A 16,725-nucleotide genomic window follows, 5' to 3' on the forward strand; every position below is an offset into this window, starting at 1 on the left:
CCTAATGGCGGTCGACCCACTTCAGCCCGACCAATCCCAGAACCAGATAAACCAGCCCCGGCGTCGCAGCCGTCAACGGCGCGGGCCAGGTGTTGAGCGTGCCGATATGCGAGAACAGCGTGTTGAACAACTGGAAGCTCATGCCGAGCATGATCCCGCCGAACACCTTCATGCCGACCACGCCGGCCCGCGTATGCAGATACGCGAAGGGCAGCGACAGCACCAGCATAACGAACACGGCAAACGGATACAGCACCTTGCGCCACAGCGCGATCTCGTAACGCTGCGTGTCCTGATGATTCTCGGTCAGATGCTGGATGTAGCGGAACAGATTGAACATCGACATGCGATCCGGCGACACGAGCAGCACCGACAGAATCTGCGGCGTGAGCTCCGAGCGCAACGAATATTCAGGCAGCGCAACCTGCTTTGCACGATACACAGGATTGAGCGCGTCGGCCGGCGTGCCCGGAGGCGGCGGCACGTCGATCAATTGCGTATCGGTCACGCCGGTCAATTGCCAATGCCCCGGCGGCTGATAAACACCGGTCTTCGCAATGCGCACATTCGAGAGCCGGAACTTCGAATCGAACTCGTAAATCCGCACGTTACTGATTGTCGCGTCCGGCTTCAGTTCGCCGACGTTCACGAAGCGCGTGACCTGCTCGCCGTCCGCGCGCGCCATGAGCGTATCTTTCACCCATACGCCCGACTGGAAGTTGCTCGATACCGACGACCCCAGCGCCTCCAGCCGCACACGTTCCGACAACTGATCGGTGTACGGACCGACCACTTCGCCGATCAGATACGTGAGAAACACGAGCGGAATGCCGATCTTCAGCAGGGAGCGCAATGCCTGATTGGTGGCGAGCCCGGACACGCGGAAAATCGTGTACTCGGAGTTCGCCGCCATTTGCGCGAACACGTAGATCGCGCTGATCAACGCGGCAACGGGAATGATTTCGTAGAAGCGCGACGGCGTTTGCAGCGCGACGCGCAGTACCGCGTACTGGAATTTATAGTTGCCGTGGCCGACCGAGTTCAGTTCGTTAATCAGGTCGAAGAAGAAGAACAAGCCCGAAAACGCGAACAGAATAAAGATGAACGTGAGATAGATCTGACGCGCGAAGTACCTTTCATAGATGCGCATCGGTCACGCTCCCTGCGAACGGGTGAACATGGCTCGCGTGAACAGCGGCCGGTTGCGCACGCGCAGCCAGAAGATGAACGCGACAATCGCGGCCACGATCACATGCAGACTCACGAGCCCAACCCCGAACGAAATCTTGCCTTGCTCGATCCACGACTGCACCACGTTCAACAGATTCGAATACGTCAGATAGATCAGCACGGCCATGACGAGATTGATCGTGCGGCTGCGCCGCGGGTTCTGATGCGCGAGCGGAATGGCGAGCAGCATCAGGTTGATCGCGATGAGCGGCAGGCCGGCGCGCCAGGCGAACTCCGCGAGATTGTCCCTGGTCGGATTGCGCAGCAGCGTGAGCGTGGGCGTGCCGGTGGTGCTCGTCGTATTGACGACCGGCTGGCTCTCGATTTTGACGCCGTAACGCTCGAACTCCATGATGCGGAAATCCGGGTGTCCCGGTTCGCCCTCATAGCGGCGGCCGTTTTCCAGAACGACGAAGCGGTCGCCGTTCTTATGCGTTTCGGTGTGGCCGTTCTTGGACACGACCACGTTGACCTTGCCGTTTTCCGTGCTCGTCACGAACACGTTCTCCACATGGCCCTGGTCGGGCGACATCTTCTCGATGAAGAACACGCGGTGAGTGCTCGCCGATTCGCGGAACTGGCCGGGCGCGAGCAGCGAAACTTCGTCGCGCTGCTGAAAACGCGCGCGGATCAGTTTGCTTTGCTGATTGGACCACGGCCAGCCGACGAACACGAAGAACATGATGAGAATGATGATCGGCGTGGCGAAGATGCCAATCGGCTTGATGAATTGCGTGAGACTGACGCCCGAAGACAGCCACACGACCATCTCGGAGTCTTTGTACCAGCGTGTCAGCACGAACAGGATCGACACGAACAGCGTGGCGACGAGCATGATGGCCAGATAGCCGATCACGGTCAGTCCGATCAGGACCAGCACGTCGCGCGGGTCGATTTCGCCCTGCGCCGCGAAGCCGACGATGCGGATCATCATCGTGGTCAGCACGAGCGTGAGGAGAACCATGAACACGGCACCAGCCGTATACGCGAGTTCGCGCTGGAGGGAGCGTTCGAAGATCATTATTGATGACGAGAGGGGGCGCTCTCAGCGACGCGCGGGTTGCTTCCCGTCACGCCTCCGGTGCAGCCGCCGCGGGAAAAATAGCGGATAATTGCGGCTTTCATCCTAAGCCCAGATTTTATCCGAGGACAAGCGCGATGGACTTTAGCATAAAAGCCTGTGATTGGACCAAAGGCTCGTCAAACGGTTTCCTCACCGGGAAATCCGATTGCATCGTAATCGGCGTGTTCGAGTCGCAAACGCTCTCGGGCGCGGCACTTGAAATCGACGCGCTCACCAAGGGCCTCCTGACCCGCATCATCAAGGCGGGCGACATGGACGGCAAAGCGGGCACCACGCTGTTCCTGCATGAAGTCTCGGGTATCGGCGCATCGCGCGTGCTGCTCGTGGGCCTCGGCAAACAGGACGCTTTCAGTCAGAAAGCCTATGGCGAAGCCGTGCGAGCGGCCTGGCGCGCGCTGCTCGCCACGAAGATCGTGCAGGTCACCTTCACGCTGGCCCAACTGCCTATCCTCGAGCGTTCGGCCGACTGGGGCGTGCGCGCCGCGATCCTCGCGCTGCGCGAACTGACCTATAAGTTCACGCAAATGAAGAGCAAGCCGGACAACTCGGCGCGCGCACTCAAGCGCATCGTCTTCAGCGTGAATACCGGCGACGAGAAAGCCGCCAAGCTCGCGGCGAAGCAGGGCGCGGCTCTTGCCAACGGCATGGACCTCACACGCGACCTCGGCAACTTGCCGAGCAACGTCTGCACGCCGACCTATCTCGCGAACACCGCGAAGAAGCTCGCCAAAGACTGGAAGCTGAAGGTCGAAGTGCTCGGCGAAAAACAGTGCGAAGCGTTGAAGATGGGCTCGTTCCTGTCGGTCACGGCCGGCTCGGTCGAACCCGCGCAGTTCATCGTGCTGCAGTACCAGGGGGGGGCCGCGAAGGCCGCGCCGGTGGTGCTGGTCGGCAAGGGCGTGACGTTCGACACGGGCGGCATTTCGCTGAAGCCAGGCGAAGGCATGGACGAGATGAAGTACGACATGTGCGGCGCCGGTTCGGTGCTGGGCACGTTACGCGCCGTCGCCGAGCTGGGCCTGAACATCAACGTTGTCGGCATCATTCCGGCGGTCGAGAACATGCCCTCGGGCACGGCCACCAAGCCGGGCGACATCGTCACCAGCATGAAGGGCTTGACGATCGAAGTGCTGAACACCGACGCCGAAGGGCGCCTGATTTTGTGCGACGCGCTCACTTATGCAGAGCGCTTCAAGCCGGCCGCGGTGATCGACATCGCCACGCTCACGGGCGCCTGCATCATCGCGCTCGGCCATCACAACAGCGGCCTGTTCTCCAAAGACGACGCGCTCGCGGGCGAGTTGCTCGACGCATCGCGTGAGGCATCCGACCCGGCCTGGCGCCTGCCGCTCGACGACGAGTATCAGGAACAGCTGAAGTCGAATTTCGCCGACCTTGCCAACATCGGCGGCCGTCCGGCGGGCAGCGTCACGGCGGCGTGCTTTCTGTCGCGCTTCACCGACGCGTATCCTTGGGCGCACCTCGACATCGCCGGTACCGCATGGAAGAGCGGTGCGGCGAAGGGGGCGACGGGTCGTCCAGTGCCGCTCCTCGCGCAGTTCCTGATCGACCGGGCCGCGGACGGTCGCGCCGCGCAATGACGCATCGCAGTAACGTTGCACGTGTGCGAGCGATTGCACGCGACGCCAGGCGGAGTCGCCGATGACGAGAATCGACTTTCACTCGAACGTCGGCGACTCGCTGCTGTATGCGTGCCGCCTGGTGCGCAAGGCGTATCAGGCGGGACAGCCCACCATCGTGGTGGCCGAGCCCGAGCGCCTACGCGCTTTCGACGAACAGTTGTGGACCTTTTCCGCGCTCGACTTCGTGCCGCACTGCATGGCCGGCACGCCGCTCGCCGCGCAAACGCCGATCGTGCTGGCCACGAATCTCGACGACGTCCCTCATCATCAGGTGCTGCTCAATCTGGGTGCGAGCGTGCCCGCGCAATTCGCGCGCTTCGAAAGATTGCTGGAAGTGGTCGGTAACGCACACGACGAGCTCGCTGCGGGCCGCGAACGCTATCGCTTCTATCGCGATCGCGGCTATGCTTTGAACAACTACAAGCAGGGCGGTTAGGTTTTCGTCCCGCGTCGCGTTGTGCCCTGTCGAGGCGATTCGGCGCATACGCGGCCTGCTTTCGCTACGACTCAAACATGGAGGGCGCAGGTGTCCGATCCCAACGATAACTCGATCCCGGTTCTGAACGAGGTGCTGGTGCCGGGCCATGTGGCCCAACGGCGCGAGCCGCAGGCCGGCGCCGCCGCGCCGGCTGCCGCTCCGGCCGAAACGCCGCTGCCTGAAGCAGAGGCGCTTCTCCAGCCGGACGTCACAACGGAGCCCGAACTTGCGCCGCAGCCGGTTCTCAGCCCGGAAGAAACGCGAGCGCCGGAGCCGGTGCTTGAGCCGCAGCCTTTGGGGACTGGGGCTACCGCTGCGGCTGCAGGTGAAGCGCGTTCGACGGCCGGGCATGCGCATTCAGCGGATCATGGGCGTCCGGCTGATCAAGCGCATCCCGCCCATCATGCTCATGCCATGAAGAAACCGCGGCCGCATCTTGCAGCCAAAGCCGGCCACGCGCATGACGACGCGCTGGCGGCGTCCGCAGCCATGTTTGATCGGACCGAACCGCCGCCGCCGTTTGAAGCAGCCGCCACGGTGCCGCCGGACATCGCTCAGGAAGTGGACACGCACGGACAATCCGGTGTCGACGCGGAACGCATCGCCGAGCGTCTGCGTGAGCGATTCGCGGGATTTCTCGCGGGCGACGGGCGCGGCGTCATTGAAGCACGCTGCCGTAGCGCCGTAGAGGAGCATGCGACACGGCTCGTCGATCAGATCACGCGCGAAGTCGTCTCGACTCTTGAAAACCAAATGACCGGCTGGGTACGCGAAGCGGTTGAAGCGGAGATTGACCGGCGATCGGGCGGCGCGTGAGAGTCGACGTAGCGGCGCTCCGAGCGTGGCGCGACCCATCGAGCCGCGCTTACACCCGGGCTAATCAATCACCCGGATTCCCATCAGCCGGAATCATTTGAGCGTGAGCACCCAGCCCGCCAGCGCAGCCGCCTGCTCGGGCGTGAGCTGCGTATTCGCGGGCATTGGCACCGGGCCCCATACGCCAGTGCTGCCATCCAGAATCTTGTGCTTCAGGTAGGCAGCGGCGTCTTCGCGGCCGGCATATTTCGCGGCGACATCGTGCAGCGCCGGCCCCATGAACGGACGCGCGACCGAGTGGCAGCTCATGCAGTTCTGCTGTTGCGCAAGCGCGAGTCCCACGGCCACTTCGGCATGCGCGGCCGGGCTGATGCCGATCGACATGGCCGCCAACACAGCAGCCGCTGCAAGCACCGTACACGACATTGATTTCATTCTGGTCTCCGCCGGTGCAGTTGTCCGGCTTGTGGTCCGAACATTATAAAAGGAAAGGGGCGCACGGTTTTTCGTGCGCCCCTTTCGCATTTACGTAGGGCTTTAGCGGGGCTCCAGGCCGCCGGTCACAGCGCGTGCGGCTTTGTCCGCTGGTTTAGCCGGCTGCTTTAGCCCGTTGTTTTAGCCAGTAATGGCGCCCTTATTGGCCGGCAGCGCAAGAGCCGAGTATTTCGCCAGCACGCCACGCGTATAACGCGGTTGCGGCTGCTGCCATGCGGCGCGGCGGCGCTGAAGTTCGGCGTCGTCGACATTCAACTGCAAGAGCAGCTTGTGCGCGTCGATCGTGATCGAGTCGCCTTCCTGCACGAGGCCGATCGTGCCGCCCACGAACGCTTCGGGTGCGACGTGACCGACCACCATGCCCCACGTGCCGCCTGAAAAGCGTCCGTCGGTGATGAGACCGACGGTCTCGCCGAGACCCTTGCCGATGATCGCCGAGGTCGGCGCGAGCATTTCCGGCATGCCCGGGCCGCCCTTCGGGCCGAGGTAGCGCAACACGACGACGTCGCCGGCCACTATCCTGTCGGCGAGAATCGCTTCGAGCGCGCTTTGCTCGTCGTCGAATACGCGAGCCGGACCCGTGATCACCGGGTTCTTCAGGCCCGTGATCTTCGCGACCGCGCCGTCTTCGGCCAGGTTGCCCTTCAGGATCGCGAGGTGGCCTTCCTTGTACAACGCCTGATCGATCGGAAAGATCACCTTCTGATCGGCGCGCGGCTTGGCCGGCACGACCTTCAGTTCTTCAGCGAGCGTCTTGCCGGTGATGGTGATGCAGTCGCCATGCAAGAGACCCGCGTCGAGCAGGATCTTCATGACTTGCGGAATGCCGCCGGCTTTGTGCAGGTCGGTCGCGACGTACTGGCCCGACGGCTTCAGGTTGCAGATCACCGGCACTTTCTTGCGCATGCGCTCGAAGTCCTCGATGGTCCACTCCACTTCCGCCGCGTGCGCGATTGCCAGAAAGTGCAGCACGGCATTGGTCGAGCCGCCGGTCGCCATGATCACCGCCACGGCGTTTTCAATCGACCTCTTCGTGATGATGTCGCGCGGCTTCAGATCCTTCTTGACCGCTTCAACGAGCACACGCGCCGATTCAGCGGCCGAGTCGACCTTTTCCTGGTCGGGGTTGGCCATCGTCGATGAATACAGCAGCGACATGCCGAGCGCCTCGAACGAGGAGCTCATTGTGTTGGCGGTGTACATGCCGCCGCACGAACCCGTTGACGGGCACGCATTGCGCTCGACGCCCTCGAAATCTTCCTGCGACATCCGGCCCGCCGTGAATTCGCCGACAGCTTCGAACGACGACACGATCGTCAGATCCGTGCCCTTCCAGTTGCCCGGACGGATCGTGCCGCCATACACGTAGATGCCCGGCACGTTCATGCGCGCGAGGCCGATCATGCCGCCCGGCATGTTCTTGTCGCAGCCGCCGATCACGACCACGCCGTCCATCCATTGGCCCTGCACGCATGTCTCGATACAGTCCGCGATGACTTCGCGTGACACGAGCGAGTACTTCATGCCCTCGGTGCCCATGGACATGCCGTCAGAAATAGTCGGCGTGCCGAAGATCTGCGGATTGGCGTCCGCGCCCTTGACGGCGGCGACGGCGGCATCGGCAAGACGCTGGAGACCGGCGTTGCACGGCGTGATGGTCGAATGGCCGTTGGCGATGCCGATCATCGGCTTGTCGAAATCTTCTTTCTGATAGCCGAGTGCGTAGTACATCGAGCGGTTCGGCGAACGGGCCACGCCTTGCGTGATGTTCTTCGAACGACGGTTGTAGGGCATGGGGATCTCCGGTCTGTTTGTTTTGCTGGTCGGTCCAGTGTAGTTCGGACCCGTCAGGCAAGAATGCAATTTTGCGATGTGCGTGTCCAATATATTATTGAGCGCTGAATAGGTCGTAAAATGTATTAATCATGCTGCCTGCCGTTCCCGACCTGCGTCAATTGCGTTATTTCGTGACCGTCGCCGAAGAGAAGCACTTCGGCCGCGCGGCCGCGCGCCTCTCCATGACCCAGCCGCCTCTGTCGCAGGCAATCCGTGCTCTGGAGGAGACGCTCGGGGTCGAACTGTTCGCGCGTACCAAGCGGTCCGTCGAATTGACGCCTGTGGGCGCGGATCTGCTCCCGGAAGTGCAGCGCCTGCTGGCGGGCGCGGAAGGTTTGCGGCCGCTTGCACAAAGCCTTGCGCGGGGCGAGGCGGGCGTGCTGTCGCTCGCGTTCGTTTCGACGGCGGACTACGGCTTGTTGCCGCTTTTGCTGCGCGACTTCGGCGCGCGTCATCCGCGCGTGCGGCTTGAACTCACCGAGGCAACCAGCGACGTGCAGGTGGACGAACTCGTCGCCGGGCGCATCGACGCGGGCCTTGTCATTGCCCCTGTGCCGACGCGCCATGCCGCGCAGTTGTCGTGGCTGCCGATCGCACGCGAGCCGCTCGTGATCGCCATGTCGACCGAGACGGCGGCGCGCGTGGCGGGCAGTTCCGGCGGTGGTGGCGGCGCTGCCGGCGATCCGCATGCCGAATGGCTCGACACTCCGGTCAGCTTGCGTGAGCTTGCCGATGCGCCGCTCGTCGTCTTCCCAAGACGTCTGGCGCCAGGCTTTTATGACATCATTATGGATTGCTACGGCGTGGCGGGGCTTCAACCGCGGGTCGGGCAGGAGGCGATCCAGATGCAGACCATCGTGAGCCTCGTGTCGGCCGGCATGGGTGTCGCACTCGTGCCGCAATCGTTGCGTAACCTGCGCCGAACCGGCGTCGTGTACCGGCCGTTGTCCGAGTCGGTGCCCGCTATCGAAACAGGGCTCGTGTGGCGAACCGCGGAGGTGAGCCCGGTGCTGGCGGGCTTCATCGAAATCGTGCGGACGCATGCGGCGCGTGCCGATGCGCAGGCTGCCGCGCCTCACATTTAATGCGACGGCGGCGAACGCATTGCATGCGCAGCCGTCCAACGCAGGCGGCGCAAGCCGCGCATTATCAATACAAACTAGCTTCTGAACCCGAACTGCCCATAACAACACGATGCTCATTCACCCGAATTTCGACCCCGTTGCCATTCATCTGGGGCCGCTCGCCGTGCGCTGGTATGGACTGATGTACCTCGTCGCGTTCATCGCGGCGATCGTCGTCGGCCGGCTGCGGCTGCGTTTGCCGTTCGTCGCGGCGCAAGGCTGGACGCCCAAAGATATCGACGACATGCTGTTTTACGGCGTGCTCGGCACGATTCTCGGAGGCCGGCTCGGCTATGTGCTGTTCTATAAAGCGAGCTTCTATTTCGCGCATCCGCTCGACATCTTCAAGGTGTGGGAAGGCGGCATGTCGTTTCACGGCGGCTTCCTCGGCGTGACGCTCGCAATGGTGCTGTTCGCCTATCAGCGCAAACGCTCGTGGCTGCAAGTCACCGACTTCGTCGCGCCGATGGTGCCGACGGGACTCGCGGCAGGGCGTCTCGGCAACTTCATCAACGGCGAGTTGTGGGGGCGCGTGACCGATCCCTCGGCGCCGTGGGCGATGCTCTTTCCAGGCGCCGCGCCCGACGACGCCGCGTGGCTCGCCGCCCATCCGCAACTGGCCGCGCAATGGAAGCTGAACGAAGTGTTCGCGCAATATCACATGCTGCCGCGTCACCCGTCAGAGCTGTACGAGATCGCGCTGGAGGGCGTCGCGCTCTTCTTCGTGCTGTTCTTCTTCTCGCGCAAGCCGAAGCCGCTCGGCGCTATTTCGGCGGTGTTCCTGATCGGTTATGGCCTCGCGCGCTTCATAGTGGAATTCGCACGTGAGCCCGACGACTTCCTCGGTCTGCTCGCCATGGGTCTCTCCATGGGCCAATGGCTCTCATTGCCGATGATTCTCGTGGGCATCGCCATGCTCGTGTGGTCGTATCGTCGCAGCCGCGGCGAACCGGCGCACGCGCTGCCATGACACGGTACGTTGTGTTCGCCGGATAAAAAAACGCCACGGCATGCCGTGGCGTTTTTGCGTGTGCCGCCGCACGGGCAGCGCGTTGACCGCGCGTTACTTCATCTGCACTGAGCCCGATACATTCACCGTTACCGTGGACGTGCCGCCTTCAATTGGCACGGGTGCCGACATCTTGGCGTCGGCGCCCATGGCGCGCGCGCTCATCATCATGACGGGCCGCGGCATTGCGCCGTTATGTCCGACGTTGACCTCGCGAATCGAATAGCCGCTGTAGCCGAACGCCTGCGCGGACGAAGCCGCCTGCTCACGGAACGACTTGATCGCATCGCCGGTGAGCTTTTGTTCAGCGGCTCGCTGCGCCGCAGGCGACAGCGAGAACTGCACATTGCCGACCTGCATGATGGGCGCCATTTGCCCCGCGAGCTTCGACGCCGCGGCGAAGTCGTGCGACTCGAGCACGACCTCCGTGCGGCCGCGCCATGCGGAGATGCGGCCATCGCGATCAGTGGACGGATAAATCGAGAACGAACCGGTGCGTGCGGTCACGCCGCTCACGCCTTTGGCTTTTTGCAATGCCGAATCGGCGCGCTGGTTCAGCGTTGACGTAAGCGCCGACGGATCGCTCGCTTCCTGCTCGTAAAAGAGCGTGATCTCGACGACGTCTTGAGGCACTTCCGCGCTGGCCTGCGCGTTCAGCGATAGCACGCCCGCCGGTTGATAGGGCGCGACGCTCTGCGCGCGTGCGATAGCGGGCGTGAGCACGAGGGCTGCAGGCGCGGCGCAGACAAGCGCGAAAGCGAGTGCACGTGCGGTGTTTTTCATCTGTGTGGAACTCCTTGCTTGAACAGGGTTGCGCACGATCGGACAGGCGCGATGCAACGGCACGGCGCTTCGTGCGCCGTTGGTAGTCCGTTTGCAAGTGCGTTAGGCGCTTGTAACCTGAGCTTGGTTCCCCAATTTAACCGTGCTATGAGCATCGGTTGGCCACATCGCTCGCGGGGCTCTTGCAGCGAGCACTGGCGAACTCAAGCGAGTTGCTTCGTAATGAAACGCCACTCGGCTTCTGTAACCGGCGTGATGGACAGACGGTTGCCTCTCGCAAGCACGCGCATGTCTTTCAGCTCTTCGTGCTCGCGCAACGCGGCGAGCGGAATCAACGGAATCTTCTTCTTGAAGACGACATCGACGAGAAGCCAGCGCGGCGTTTCCTGCGACGACTTGGGATCGTAGTAAGGACTCTTCTTGTCGAACTGAGTCGGGTCCGGGTAAGCGGTGGACGCCACCTCAGCGATCCCGGCGATGCCAGGCTCGGGACAACTCGAGTGATAGAACAGCACGCCGTCGCCGACCTGCATCGCGTCGCGCATGAAGTTGCGCGCCTGATAGTTGCGCACACCGGTCCACGGCAACGTACGGTGCGGTGCGTTGGCAAGATGGTCGATGCTTGCTTCGTCCGGTTCGGACTTCATTAGCCAGTAGCGCATGAATCGAAGGGAACGTTAAGGTTGGAAAACCCGGGAGCACAAACAAAAACGGCACCGGACCGTAGTCCGATGCCGTTCCAAATAAGGTCCCCGCCTTGGCCGCTAGGCCGGCATCCTGAACCGGGGGTTCAGAATTGGTCGCAGTTAGCAGCACTTCGGGTACATCAGACAGAGTGACGCGCACGCCCGTGCTACAAATTTCCGCAACCGTGCACATGGCATTGGTTCAAGGAATATATGACCTTGGCGAACCAGGCAGGGAAGCTAAACCGATCAAGCTAAAACTATTCAGGTGAAACGTTTGCCGAGTGTTACATCGTGGATGCTCTCACGCGCTTTGCTCAGCTACTTCCTGAGCCACCTGGTTGAATCAGCAGCCGACCCGAGGACCAGCCACCTTCACTTGCAAACCGCCTTGCAAACTTGCTGCTTACTGCATGGTGTACTGCTCGATCACAGTACCCAGTTGTTCGTTCATTCGATGCATTGTACGCCGGATTTCTTCGGCGGGAAATGCTTCTCCGTGACGCACGCTCGATTGCAGCTTAAGCAGTTCCGATGCCAGCGACAGCGCGGCCATGACAGCAATACGATCCGTGCCGCGCACGTTGCTGTTATTGCGGATCTTCGACATTTCAGCGTCGACTCGCGCGACTGCTTCAAGCAGCGCGCCTTCCGTTTCCGGCGAGCAGGCAAGACGATAGGGCACGCCGAGAATCGATACTTCGATCTGCTTGGTGGTCATGCATTTTCTCCGTGGCGAGTGGCGTCGCTCTCCGCTTCGACTTCATGCTGAGCGGGCTCGAGCAGATCGAGCTGGTTGTCCGGCTCGTTGTGCCCGCGAGCACGCGGCAATTTTTCGAGGATCGCATTGAGCCGCACTTGAGCGTCGTCGATCTTGGCCGACAGCGCGTCGCGCTCCGCTTGCAGTGCATCGCGTTCCTCGCGCACCATGGCAAGTTCCGTGCGCGTGGCTTCTGCCTCGGCGCGCGACTGGGCGAGCTGCTCTTCGAGCGCGACTCGCGCTTCGTTGTGGCGCTGGCTGATCGCAATCAGCTTGCCGATATTCTGTGAAAGTGTTTCGAGTTCGGTGAGCATGTGCTGCGTCCTCTAAAGACCTCGCATTTTAGCGCGGAATGCCGCACGTTCCGACATTTGTCTCGTTTCGAGACGTAACAACACCGCTTTATGCAGGCTTTTTTCGACTGAAGAAGAAAAAGTACTCGTGTGTCACAGATCGCGTCGGACAATACTCCGCCCCTGTCCGAATCAATCGCTGTCGTGACCCGCATTCTTGACTGGCCCCGAGGCCGCTCATAAACTGGCCGCACTCTGGTGCCCGCGCGCGCATTTCATTGCGCGCGCAGTTAAACGGGAAGCAGGGCGCGCCGTTCACCAGAACGCGCGAACCTGCGCTGCCCCCGCAACGGTAAGCGACCGCATTCGCTTTGCACTTCGTGCTTTGCAGTTCGCGTTTGCAGTTCGATCCCCATCGCGTGTTCCGGTTCAACATGCGAGTGTGCCACTGCGCGTCACGCGTGGGAAGGCGGGATCGGGCGTCGTCAGCCCGGATACCGGCCAGAGGGAGAGGCGCGCGCCTGCGAAATGTCATGTCAAAAGCGCTCGCGCCTCGTTACGCGACGGCCTGCGGGGAAGCGGGCCGCGCACGCCATCCACGGGAAATCTCACTTCATGCTGTCCCCTATCGCCCGCGCGGCGTTGCTCGCATTTGCAGGGCTGCCGCAGCTCGCGCATGCGCAAGCCGCCGACAGTTCGTCTGCGCCGTCGCATGCAGTCGCACCGATCGCATCAGCCGCTACAAGCGCTATAAACGCTACAAGCCCTGCATCCACCGCAATCGCCGATTCTTCGCCTGATGTTTTGTCGCCCGTCGTCGTCACCGCCGAGCGCGGACCTCAAGCGCTCGCCGATACGATCCCGCAAACGTCGCTATTCGATCAGCAGGACATTGCCGACACCACCGCAACCGATCTGCCAGGTCTGCTGCAACTCGCGCCCGGCGCGCAAATCTCGCGCACAGGTGGCCCCGGTTCGACAGCGAGCCTGTACTTGCGCGGCGCGTCGTCGACGCAATCGCTGGTTCTCATCGACGGTGTGCGCGTCGATTCCGTGAGTCTCGGTGCCGCGCAAATCGCGCAGATTCCGCTCGATCAGGTAGACCATGTCGAAGTCGTGAACGGCAATGTGTCGGCGTTGTATGGCTCCGGCGCGATCGGAGGCGTGGTCCAGGTGTTCACGAAAGACGGCGGCGATCACCCGCCGCGTTTCAATTTCTCCGTGGGCTACGGCAGCTACCATACGCAGACGCAACAGGTCGGCGCGAACGGCGCATTGGACAAGGACGGCCGCACGACCTTCAACATCTCGCTCGCGCGTTCGAAAGACGACGGCTTTTCCGCGCTCGATCCTCAACAGGCGCCGAATGCGAACCCCAATGCGAACGGCTATCTGAACGAAAGCATCTCGGCTTCGCTGCGCCATAAGTTCACCGACAAGTGGGACGCGGGCGTCCGCTATCTCCAGTCGAACGGCAACAACAGCTACGACAATGCGTACGGCGAGCCGACCGATCTGAACAATCTGTACACGATAGTGCGTCAGTTGTCCGCATTCGCGAACGGCAAGCTAACCGATTGGTGGACCACGCACTTCATCGTTGCGCAAGGCGACGACCGCAGCGTCTCGAACACCAACGGTCTGTATAACGGCCGCTTCGACACGGACAATCGCCAGTACACCTGGCAGAACGATTTCGCGCTGGCCGCGCAGCAGAAACTGCAAGTCGGCTACGAGCATCTGGACCAGAGCCTCGAGTCGGATACGTTTGCCGCACCCACTCGCCATGTCGACTCGGGCTTCGCCGGTTATACGGCGCGCTTCGGGCGCAACCAGATCCAGGCCAACCTGCGGCGCGACCAGTACTCCGATTTCGGCGGAGCGAACAGTTACTATCTCGGCTATGGCTTCGACATCACGTCGCGTTGGAAGCTAAGCGCAAGCTATTCTGATTCGTTTCGCGCGCCGAGCTTCGACGATCTGTACTATCCGCTGAGCGGCAATCCGTCGATCCAGCCGGAGCGCAGTCATTCGATCGAAGCAGCGTTGCAGTACGCGTCCAATGCGCTCGGCGTGATGCGTTTGAGTGCTTTCCAGACGCGTTATTCGAATCTGATCGACTATGAGCAGGTGACGCCCGGGATCTATCTGGCCGAAAACGTGGGTCATGCAAAAGTGCAGGGACTCGAAGGATCGTGGAGCGGACATGTCGGCAAGACCGACGTGCGCGCGTCGGTGACGCTGCAAAATCCGGTCGACCTGGACAACGATACTGACCTCGTGCGGCGCGCGCGGCGTTTCGCGTCGCTGACGGTGAATCGCAGTATTGCAGGATGGCGCGTGGGCGGCGAGTGGATCGTGAGCGGCCCGCGCGAAGACAGCAGCGGCAAGCTCGGCGGCTACGGTGTCGTGAACCTGGCCGCGCGCTACAACGTCACGAAGGCATGGCACGTGGCCGCGCAAATCCAGAATCTGTTCAACAAGGACTATGAAACGGCCTACTCGTATAACTCGCCGCGGCGCGGTGCATATGTCACGGTCGGCTGGCAGCAGCAGTGATGCCGGCGCCATGCTGAGAGCGCGCCGATGAGCCGTCACGCGGGTTCAATGCCCGCCACGCTTCAGGCGATGACTGCGAAGCGCGCCGCCGCGATCTGGCTCGTGCTTGCTGTCGCCGCGCTTGCCGTGCTGATGGCGTCGCTCGCATTGGGCAGCGTGGCGCTGGCGCCCGCGCGCGTGATCGAGGCGCTTTCGCCGCTGCATGCGGGCGCGTCCGACGCAAACTCTGCCGATCTCGCCGGCGAGATCGTGCGCACGCTGCGTTTGCCTCGCGCGTTGGCCGGTTTTGCTTGCGGCGCATTGCTCGCATTGGCTGGCGCGCTGCTGCAGGTGTTGTTGCGCAATCCACTCGCTGAGCCCTACGTATTAGGCGTATCGGGCGGCGCCGCAACTTTCGCGCTCATCGCGATGAGCGCCGGTTGCGCGTGGTGGCTCGTCGATGCGTCGGCATTCGCGGGCGCATTCGTATCCATTCTTCTATTGCTCGGCCTTGCGCGTCGCGAGTTGTGGCGCGGCGAACCGCAGGACACGTCGCCGCGCCTGCTGTTGACTGGCGCCGTGATCGCGGCAGGCTGGGGCGCGTTGATTACCTTGCTGCTCAATCTCGCGCCCGACAATCGTTTGCGCGGCATGTTGTTCTGGCTTACCGGCGACCTCAATGGCAATGCGCTGCCGTGGACCGCGCTCGTCGCGCTGGTCGTCGTGCTGATTGCAATCGTGCCCGTTGCGCCGCGCCTGAATGTGCTGTTGCGAGGCGACGCTGCCGCGCAGGCATTGGGCGTTGCGGTAATGCCGTTGCGGCTTCGCGTGTATCTCGCGGCCTCGCTCGCCGCGGCCGCAGCCGTGACGACGGCGGGCACCATCGGCTTTGTCGGGCTCGTGGTGCCGCACATGTTGCGGCTCGCGTTCGGCAACGACCAACGTATGCTGCTGCCCGCCGCGGCGCTCGGCGGCGGCGTCGCGGTAATGGGCGCCGACCTGATCGCGCGGCTTGTGATCGCGCCGGCACAACTGCCGGTCGGCGTCATCACGTCGATCATCGGCGTGCCGGTGTTTCTCTGGATGCTGCTGCGCGCCCGCCGATGATGCCCATTAACAACCTCGCGCAGCCCACGCTCAGCGCACAGCGCGTGAGCTTGCGTGCGGGCGCGCGCACGTTGCTCGACGCGTTCACGCATACGTTCTATCCGGGCGAGATCTGGTGCGTGGCCGGTCCGAACGGCGCCGGCAAGACGACGCTCTTATCCACGCTCGCGGGTTTGCGTGAACCATCGGCGGGGCACGTGGAACTCGACGGCGTGCGTATGACCGGCTGGCACGCGCGGCAACTCGCGCAGCGCCGCGCGTTGATGCCGCAAAGCGCGCCCGACGCATTCAGCGCGAGCGTGCTCGACATCGTAATGCTGAACCGCTTCCCGCATTTGACCGGCTGGGGTTGGGAAGGCGAGGGCGATCGCGAGGCCGCGCGTGCCGCGCTGGACTTGCTGGGCCTCACCGCATTGGCCGCGCGAGACGTGCTGTCGCTTTCAGGCGGCGAACGTCAGCGCGTGGCGCTCGCGGCCGTGCTGTGTCAGCAGGCGCCGCTTCTGCTGCTCGACGAACCTTTATCGCATCTGGACCTGCATCATCAGATCGAGTGCCTGGAAGCGCTCAGCGAATGGGCGCGTGAGCCAGCGCGGACCGTGCTGTTTTCCTGTCACGACCTGAACCTCGCACGCCGGTTCGCGACGCACGCGCTGCTGCTCGACGGCGCGGGCGCAGCCTACGCGGGGCGCGCGCACGAAGTACTGACGCCCGCGTTGACGAGCCGCGTATTCGGCTATCCGTTGATTCTGATTCGCGACGGCGAGCACGAGGCGCTCATTCCCGCGCCGCGTTCACGTCACGAATTCGCTTCGAGCCATGACACATCGGCAAGCTGACGCGCAG

The 16,725-nt window shown here is 62.8% G+C and carries 16 protein-coding genes, 1 other RNA gene and 1 riboswitch; of the genes, 8 read left to right on the top strand and 9 right to left on the bottom strand.

Annotation, left to right across the window (positions count from 1 at the left end; translation table 11 throughout):
• Nucleotide 1 precedes the first annotated feature (1 nt).
• Nucleotides 2-1,150, bottom strand: coding sequence for an LPS export ABC transporter permease LptG (lptG, locus tag RW095_RS39360; RefSeq protein WP_317020998.1), 1,149 nt, complete (start codon nucleotides 1,148-1,150; stop codon nucleotides 2-4).
• A gap of 3 nt (nucleotides 1,151-1,153) precedes the next feature.
• Nucleotides 1,154-2,251: an LPS export ABC transporter permease LptF gene (lptF, locus tag RW095_RS39365; protein ID WP_128586255.1), complete on the bottom strand. Its 1,098-nt coding sequence runs from the start codon at nucleotides 2,249-2,251 to the stop codon at nucleotides 1,154-1,156.
• Between the two features lie 137 nt (nucleotides 2,252-2,388).
• Here lptF and RW095_RS39370 point away from each other — a divergent pair, with 137 nt between their 5' ends.
• The 3 genes from RW095_RS39370 (at nucleotide 2,389) to RW095_RS39380 (ending at nucleotide 5,251) form a co-directional block, all read left to right on the top strand.
• The gene (locus RW095_RS39370; protein ID WP_317020999.1) at nucleotides 2,389-3,915 is read left to right on the top strand and encodes a leucyl aminopeptidase; all 1,527 of its coding nucleotides are present in this window, start codon (nucleotides 2,389-2,391) and stop codon (nucleotides 3,913-3,915) included.
• 61 nt (nucleotides 3,916-3,976) lie between these two features.
• A complete protein-coding gene (locus tag RW095_RS39375; RefSeq protein ID WP_020065155.1) occupies nucleotides 3,977-4,393 on the top strand; it encodes a DNA polymerase III subunit chi in 417 nt (138 codons plus the stop codon).
• Nucleotides 4,394-4,483: 90 nt separating this feature from the next.
• Nucleotides 4,484-5,251 carry a DUF2486 family protein gene (locus RW095_RS39380; protein ID WP_317021000.1) on the top strand — a complete coding sequence of 256 codons (768 nt, stop codon included), beginning with the start codon at nucleotides 4,484-4,486 and terminating at the stop codon, nucleotides 5,249-5,251.
• 93 nt (nucleotides 5,252-5,344) lie between these two features.
• On the opposite strand, the gene RW095_RS39385 is transcribed toward RW095_RS39380, so the two are convergent.
• The gene (locus RW095_RS39385) at nucleotides 5,345-5,686 is read right to left on the bottom strand and encodes a c-type cytochrome (protein WP_317021001.1); all 342 of its coding nucleotides are present in this window, start codon (nucleotides 5,684-5,686) and stop codon (nucleotides 5,345-5,347) included.
• 180 nt (nucleotides 5,687-5,866) lie between these two features.
• The gene (gene ilvD / locus RW095_RS39390) at nucleotides 5,867-7,540 is read right to left on the bottom strand and encodes a dihydroxy-acid dehydratase (protein ID WP_317021002.1); all 1,674 of its coding nucleotides are present in this window, start codon (nucleotides 7,538-7,540) and stop codon (nucleotides 5,867-5,869) included.
• 131 nt (nucleotides 7,541-7,671) lie between these two features.
• On the opposite strand from ilvD, the gene RW095_RS39395 reads away from it, so the two are divergent.
• Both RW095_RS39395 and lgt read left to right on the top strand, forming a co-directional pair.
• Nucleotides 7,672-8,667: a LysR family transcriptional regulator gene (locus RW095_RS39395; protein ID WP_317021003.1), complete on the top strand. Its 996-nt coding sequence runs from the start codon at nucleotides 7,672-7,674 to the stop codon at nucleotides 8,665-8,667.
• Between the two features lie 109 nt (nucleotides 8,668-8,776).
• Complete coding sequence (gene lgt, locus RW095_RS39400) at nucleotides 8,777-9,676, top strand: prolipoprotein diacylglyceryl transferase (RefSeq protein WP_317021004.1); 900 nt, start codon at nucleotides 8,777-8,779, stop codon at nucleotides 9,674-9,676.
• A gap of 93 nt (nucleotides 9,677-9,769) precedes the next feature.
• Here the strand turns inward: lgt and RW095_RS39405 are convergent, their stop codons facing one another.
• From RW095_RS39405 to RW095_RS39425, 5 genes are all read right to left on the bottom strand, one after another.
• A complete protein-coding gene (locus tag RW095_RS39405; protein WP_128594476.1) occupies nucleotides 9,770-10,498 on the bottom strand; it encodes an SIMPL domain-containing protein in 729 nt (242 codons plus the stop codon).
• A 203-nt stretch (nucleotides 10,499-10,701) separates the two neighbouring features.
• Nucleotides 10,702-11,160 carry an EVE domain-containing protein gene (locus RW095_RS39410; protein WP_317021005.1) on the bottom strand — a complete coding sequence of 153 codons (459 nt, stop codon included), beginning with the start codon at nucleotides 11,158-11,160 and terminating at the stop codon, nucleotides 10,702-10,704.
• Between the two features lie 83 nt (nucleotides 11,161-11,243).
• A non-coding RNA gene (ssrS, locus tag RW095_RS39415) (6S RNA) lies at nucleotides 11,244-11,425 on the bottom strand.
• A 165-nt stretch (nucleotides 11,426-11,590) separates the two neighbouring features.
• Nucleotides 11,591-11,905, bottom strand: coding sequence for a cell division protein ZapA (locus RW095_RS39420; RefSeq protein ID WP_317021006.1), 315 nt, complete (start codon nucleotides 11,903-11,905; stop codon nucleotides 11,591-11,593).
• Nucleotides 11,902-12,258: an ATPase gene (locus RW095_RS39425; RefSeq protein ID WP_027775693.1), complete on the bottom strand. Its 357-nt coding sequence runs from the start codon at nucleotides 12,256-12,258 to the stop codon at nucleotides 11,902-11,904. Before RW095_RS39425 ends, RW095_RS39420 begins: the two co-directional genes overlap by 4 nt.
• A gap of 218 nt (nucleotides 12,259-12,476) precedes the next feature.
• A riboswitch (cobalamin riboswitch) is annotated at nucleotides 12,477-12,757 on the top strand.
• Between the two features lie 95 nt (nucleotides 12,758-12,852).
• On the opposite strand from RW095_RS39425, the gene RW095_RS39430 reads away from it, so the two are divergent.
• The 3 genes from RW095_RS39430 to RW095_RS39440 are packed head-to-tail and all read left to right on the top strand — an operon-like array spanning nucleotide 12,853 to nucleotide 16,718.
• Nucleotides 12,853-14,796, top strand: a complete 1,944-nt coding sequence (locus tag RW095_RS39430) for a TonB-dependent receptor domain-containing protein (protein ID WP_317021007.1) — start codon at nucleotides 12,853-12,855, stop codon at nucleotides 14,794-14,796.
• Nucleotides 14,797-14,823: 27 nt separating this feature from the next.
• Entirely contained in the window at nucleotides 14,824-15,882 is a 1,059-nt protein-coding gene (locus RW095_RS39435; protein ID WP_317021008.1) for a FecCD family ABC transporter permease, read from the top strand.
• Nucleotides 15,879-16,718, top strand: a complete 840-nt coding sequence (locus RW095_RS39440) for an ABC transporter ATP-binding protein (RefSeq protein WP_317021009.1) — start codon at nucleotides 15,879-15,881, stop codon at nucleotides 16,716-16,718. The genes RW095_RS39435 and RW095_RS39440 overlap by 4 nt, the downstream gene beginning before the upstream one ends.
• Nucleotides 16,719-16,725 lie beyond the last annotated feature (7 nt).

It is taken from the genome of Paraburkholderia kirstenboschensis (assembly GCF_032806925.1).
GTDB classification, from domain to species: domain Bacteria; phylum Pseudomonadota; class Gammaproteobacteria; order Burkholderiales; family Burkholderiaceae; genus Paraburkholderia; species Paraburkholderia kirstenboschensis.

Excerpts from the sequence above, each read along its gene's own strand:
- lptG (WP_317020998.1), bottom strand. The coding sequence starts at position 1,150 with ATGCGCATCTATGAAAGGTACTTCGCGCGTCAGATCTATCTCACGTTC.
- lptF (WP_128586255.1), bottom strand. The coding sequence starts at position 2,251 with ATGATCTTCGAACGCTCCCTCCAGCGCGAACTCGCGTATACGGCTGGT.
- RW095_RS39370 (WP_317020999.1), top strand. The coding sequence starts at position 2,389 with ATGGACTTTAGCATAAAAGCCTGTGATTGGACCAAAGGCTCGTCAAAC.
- RW095_RS39375 (WP_020065155.1), top strand. The coding sequence starts at position 3,977 with ATGACGAGAATCGACTTTCACTCGAACGTCGGCGACTCGCTGCTGTAT.
- RW095_RS39385 (WP_317021001.1), bottom strand. The coding sequence starts at position 5,686 with ATGAAATCAATGTCGTGTACGGTGCTTGCAGCGGCTGCTGTGTTGGCG.
- ilvD (WP_317021002.1), bottom strand. The coding sequence starts at position 7,540 with ATGCCCTACAACCGTCGTTCGAAGAACATCACGCAAGGCGTGGCCCGT.
- RW095_RS39395 (WP_317021003.1), top strand. The coding sequence starts at position 7,672 with ATGCTGCCTGCCGTTCCCGACCTGCGTCAATTGCGTTATTTCGTGACC.
- lgt (WP_317021004.1), top strand. The coding sequence starts at position 8,777 with ATGCTCATTCACCCGAATTTCGACCCCGTTGCCATTCATCTGGGGCCG.
- RW095_RS39405 (WP_128594476.1), bottom strand. The coding sequence starts at position 10,498 with ATGAAAAACACCGCACGTGCACTCGCTTTCGCGCTTGTCTGCGCCGCG.
- RW095_RS39410 (WP_317021005.1), bottom strand. The coding sequence starts at position 11,160 with ATGCGCTACTGGCTAATGAAGTCCGAACCGGACGAAGCAAGCATCGAC.
- RW095_RS39420 (WP_317021006.1), bottom strand. The coding sequence starts at position 11,905 with ATGACCACCAAGCAGATCGAAGTATCGATTCTCGGCGTGCCCTATCGT.
- RW095_RS39425 (WP_027775693.1), bottom strand. The coding sequence starts at position 12,258 with ATGCTCACCGAACTCGAAACACTTTCACAGAATATCGGCAAGCTGATT.
- RW095_RS39430 (WP_317021007.1), top strand. The coding sequence starts at position 12,853 with ATGCTGTCCCCTATCGCCCGCGCGGCGTTGCTCGCATTTGCAGGGCTG.
- RW095_RS39435 (WP_317021008.1), top strand. The coding sequence starts at position 14,824 with ATGAGCCGTCACGCGGGTTCAATGCCCGCCACGCTTCAGGCGATGACT.
- RW095_RS39440 (WP_317021009.1), top strand. The coding sequence starts at position 15,879 with ATGATGCCCATTAACAACCTCGCGCAGCCCACGCTCAGCGCACAGCGC.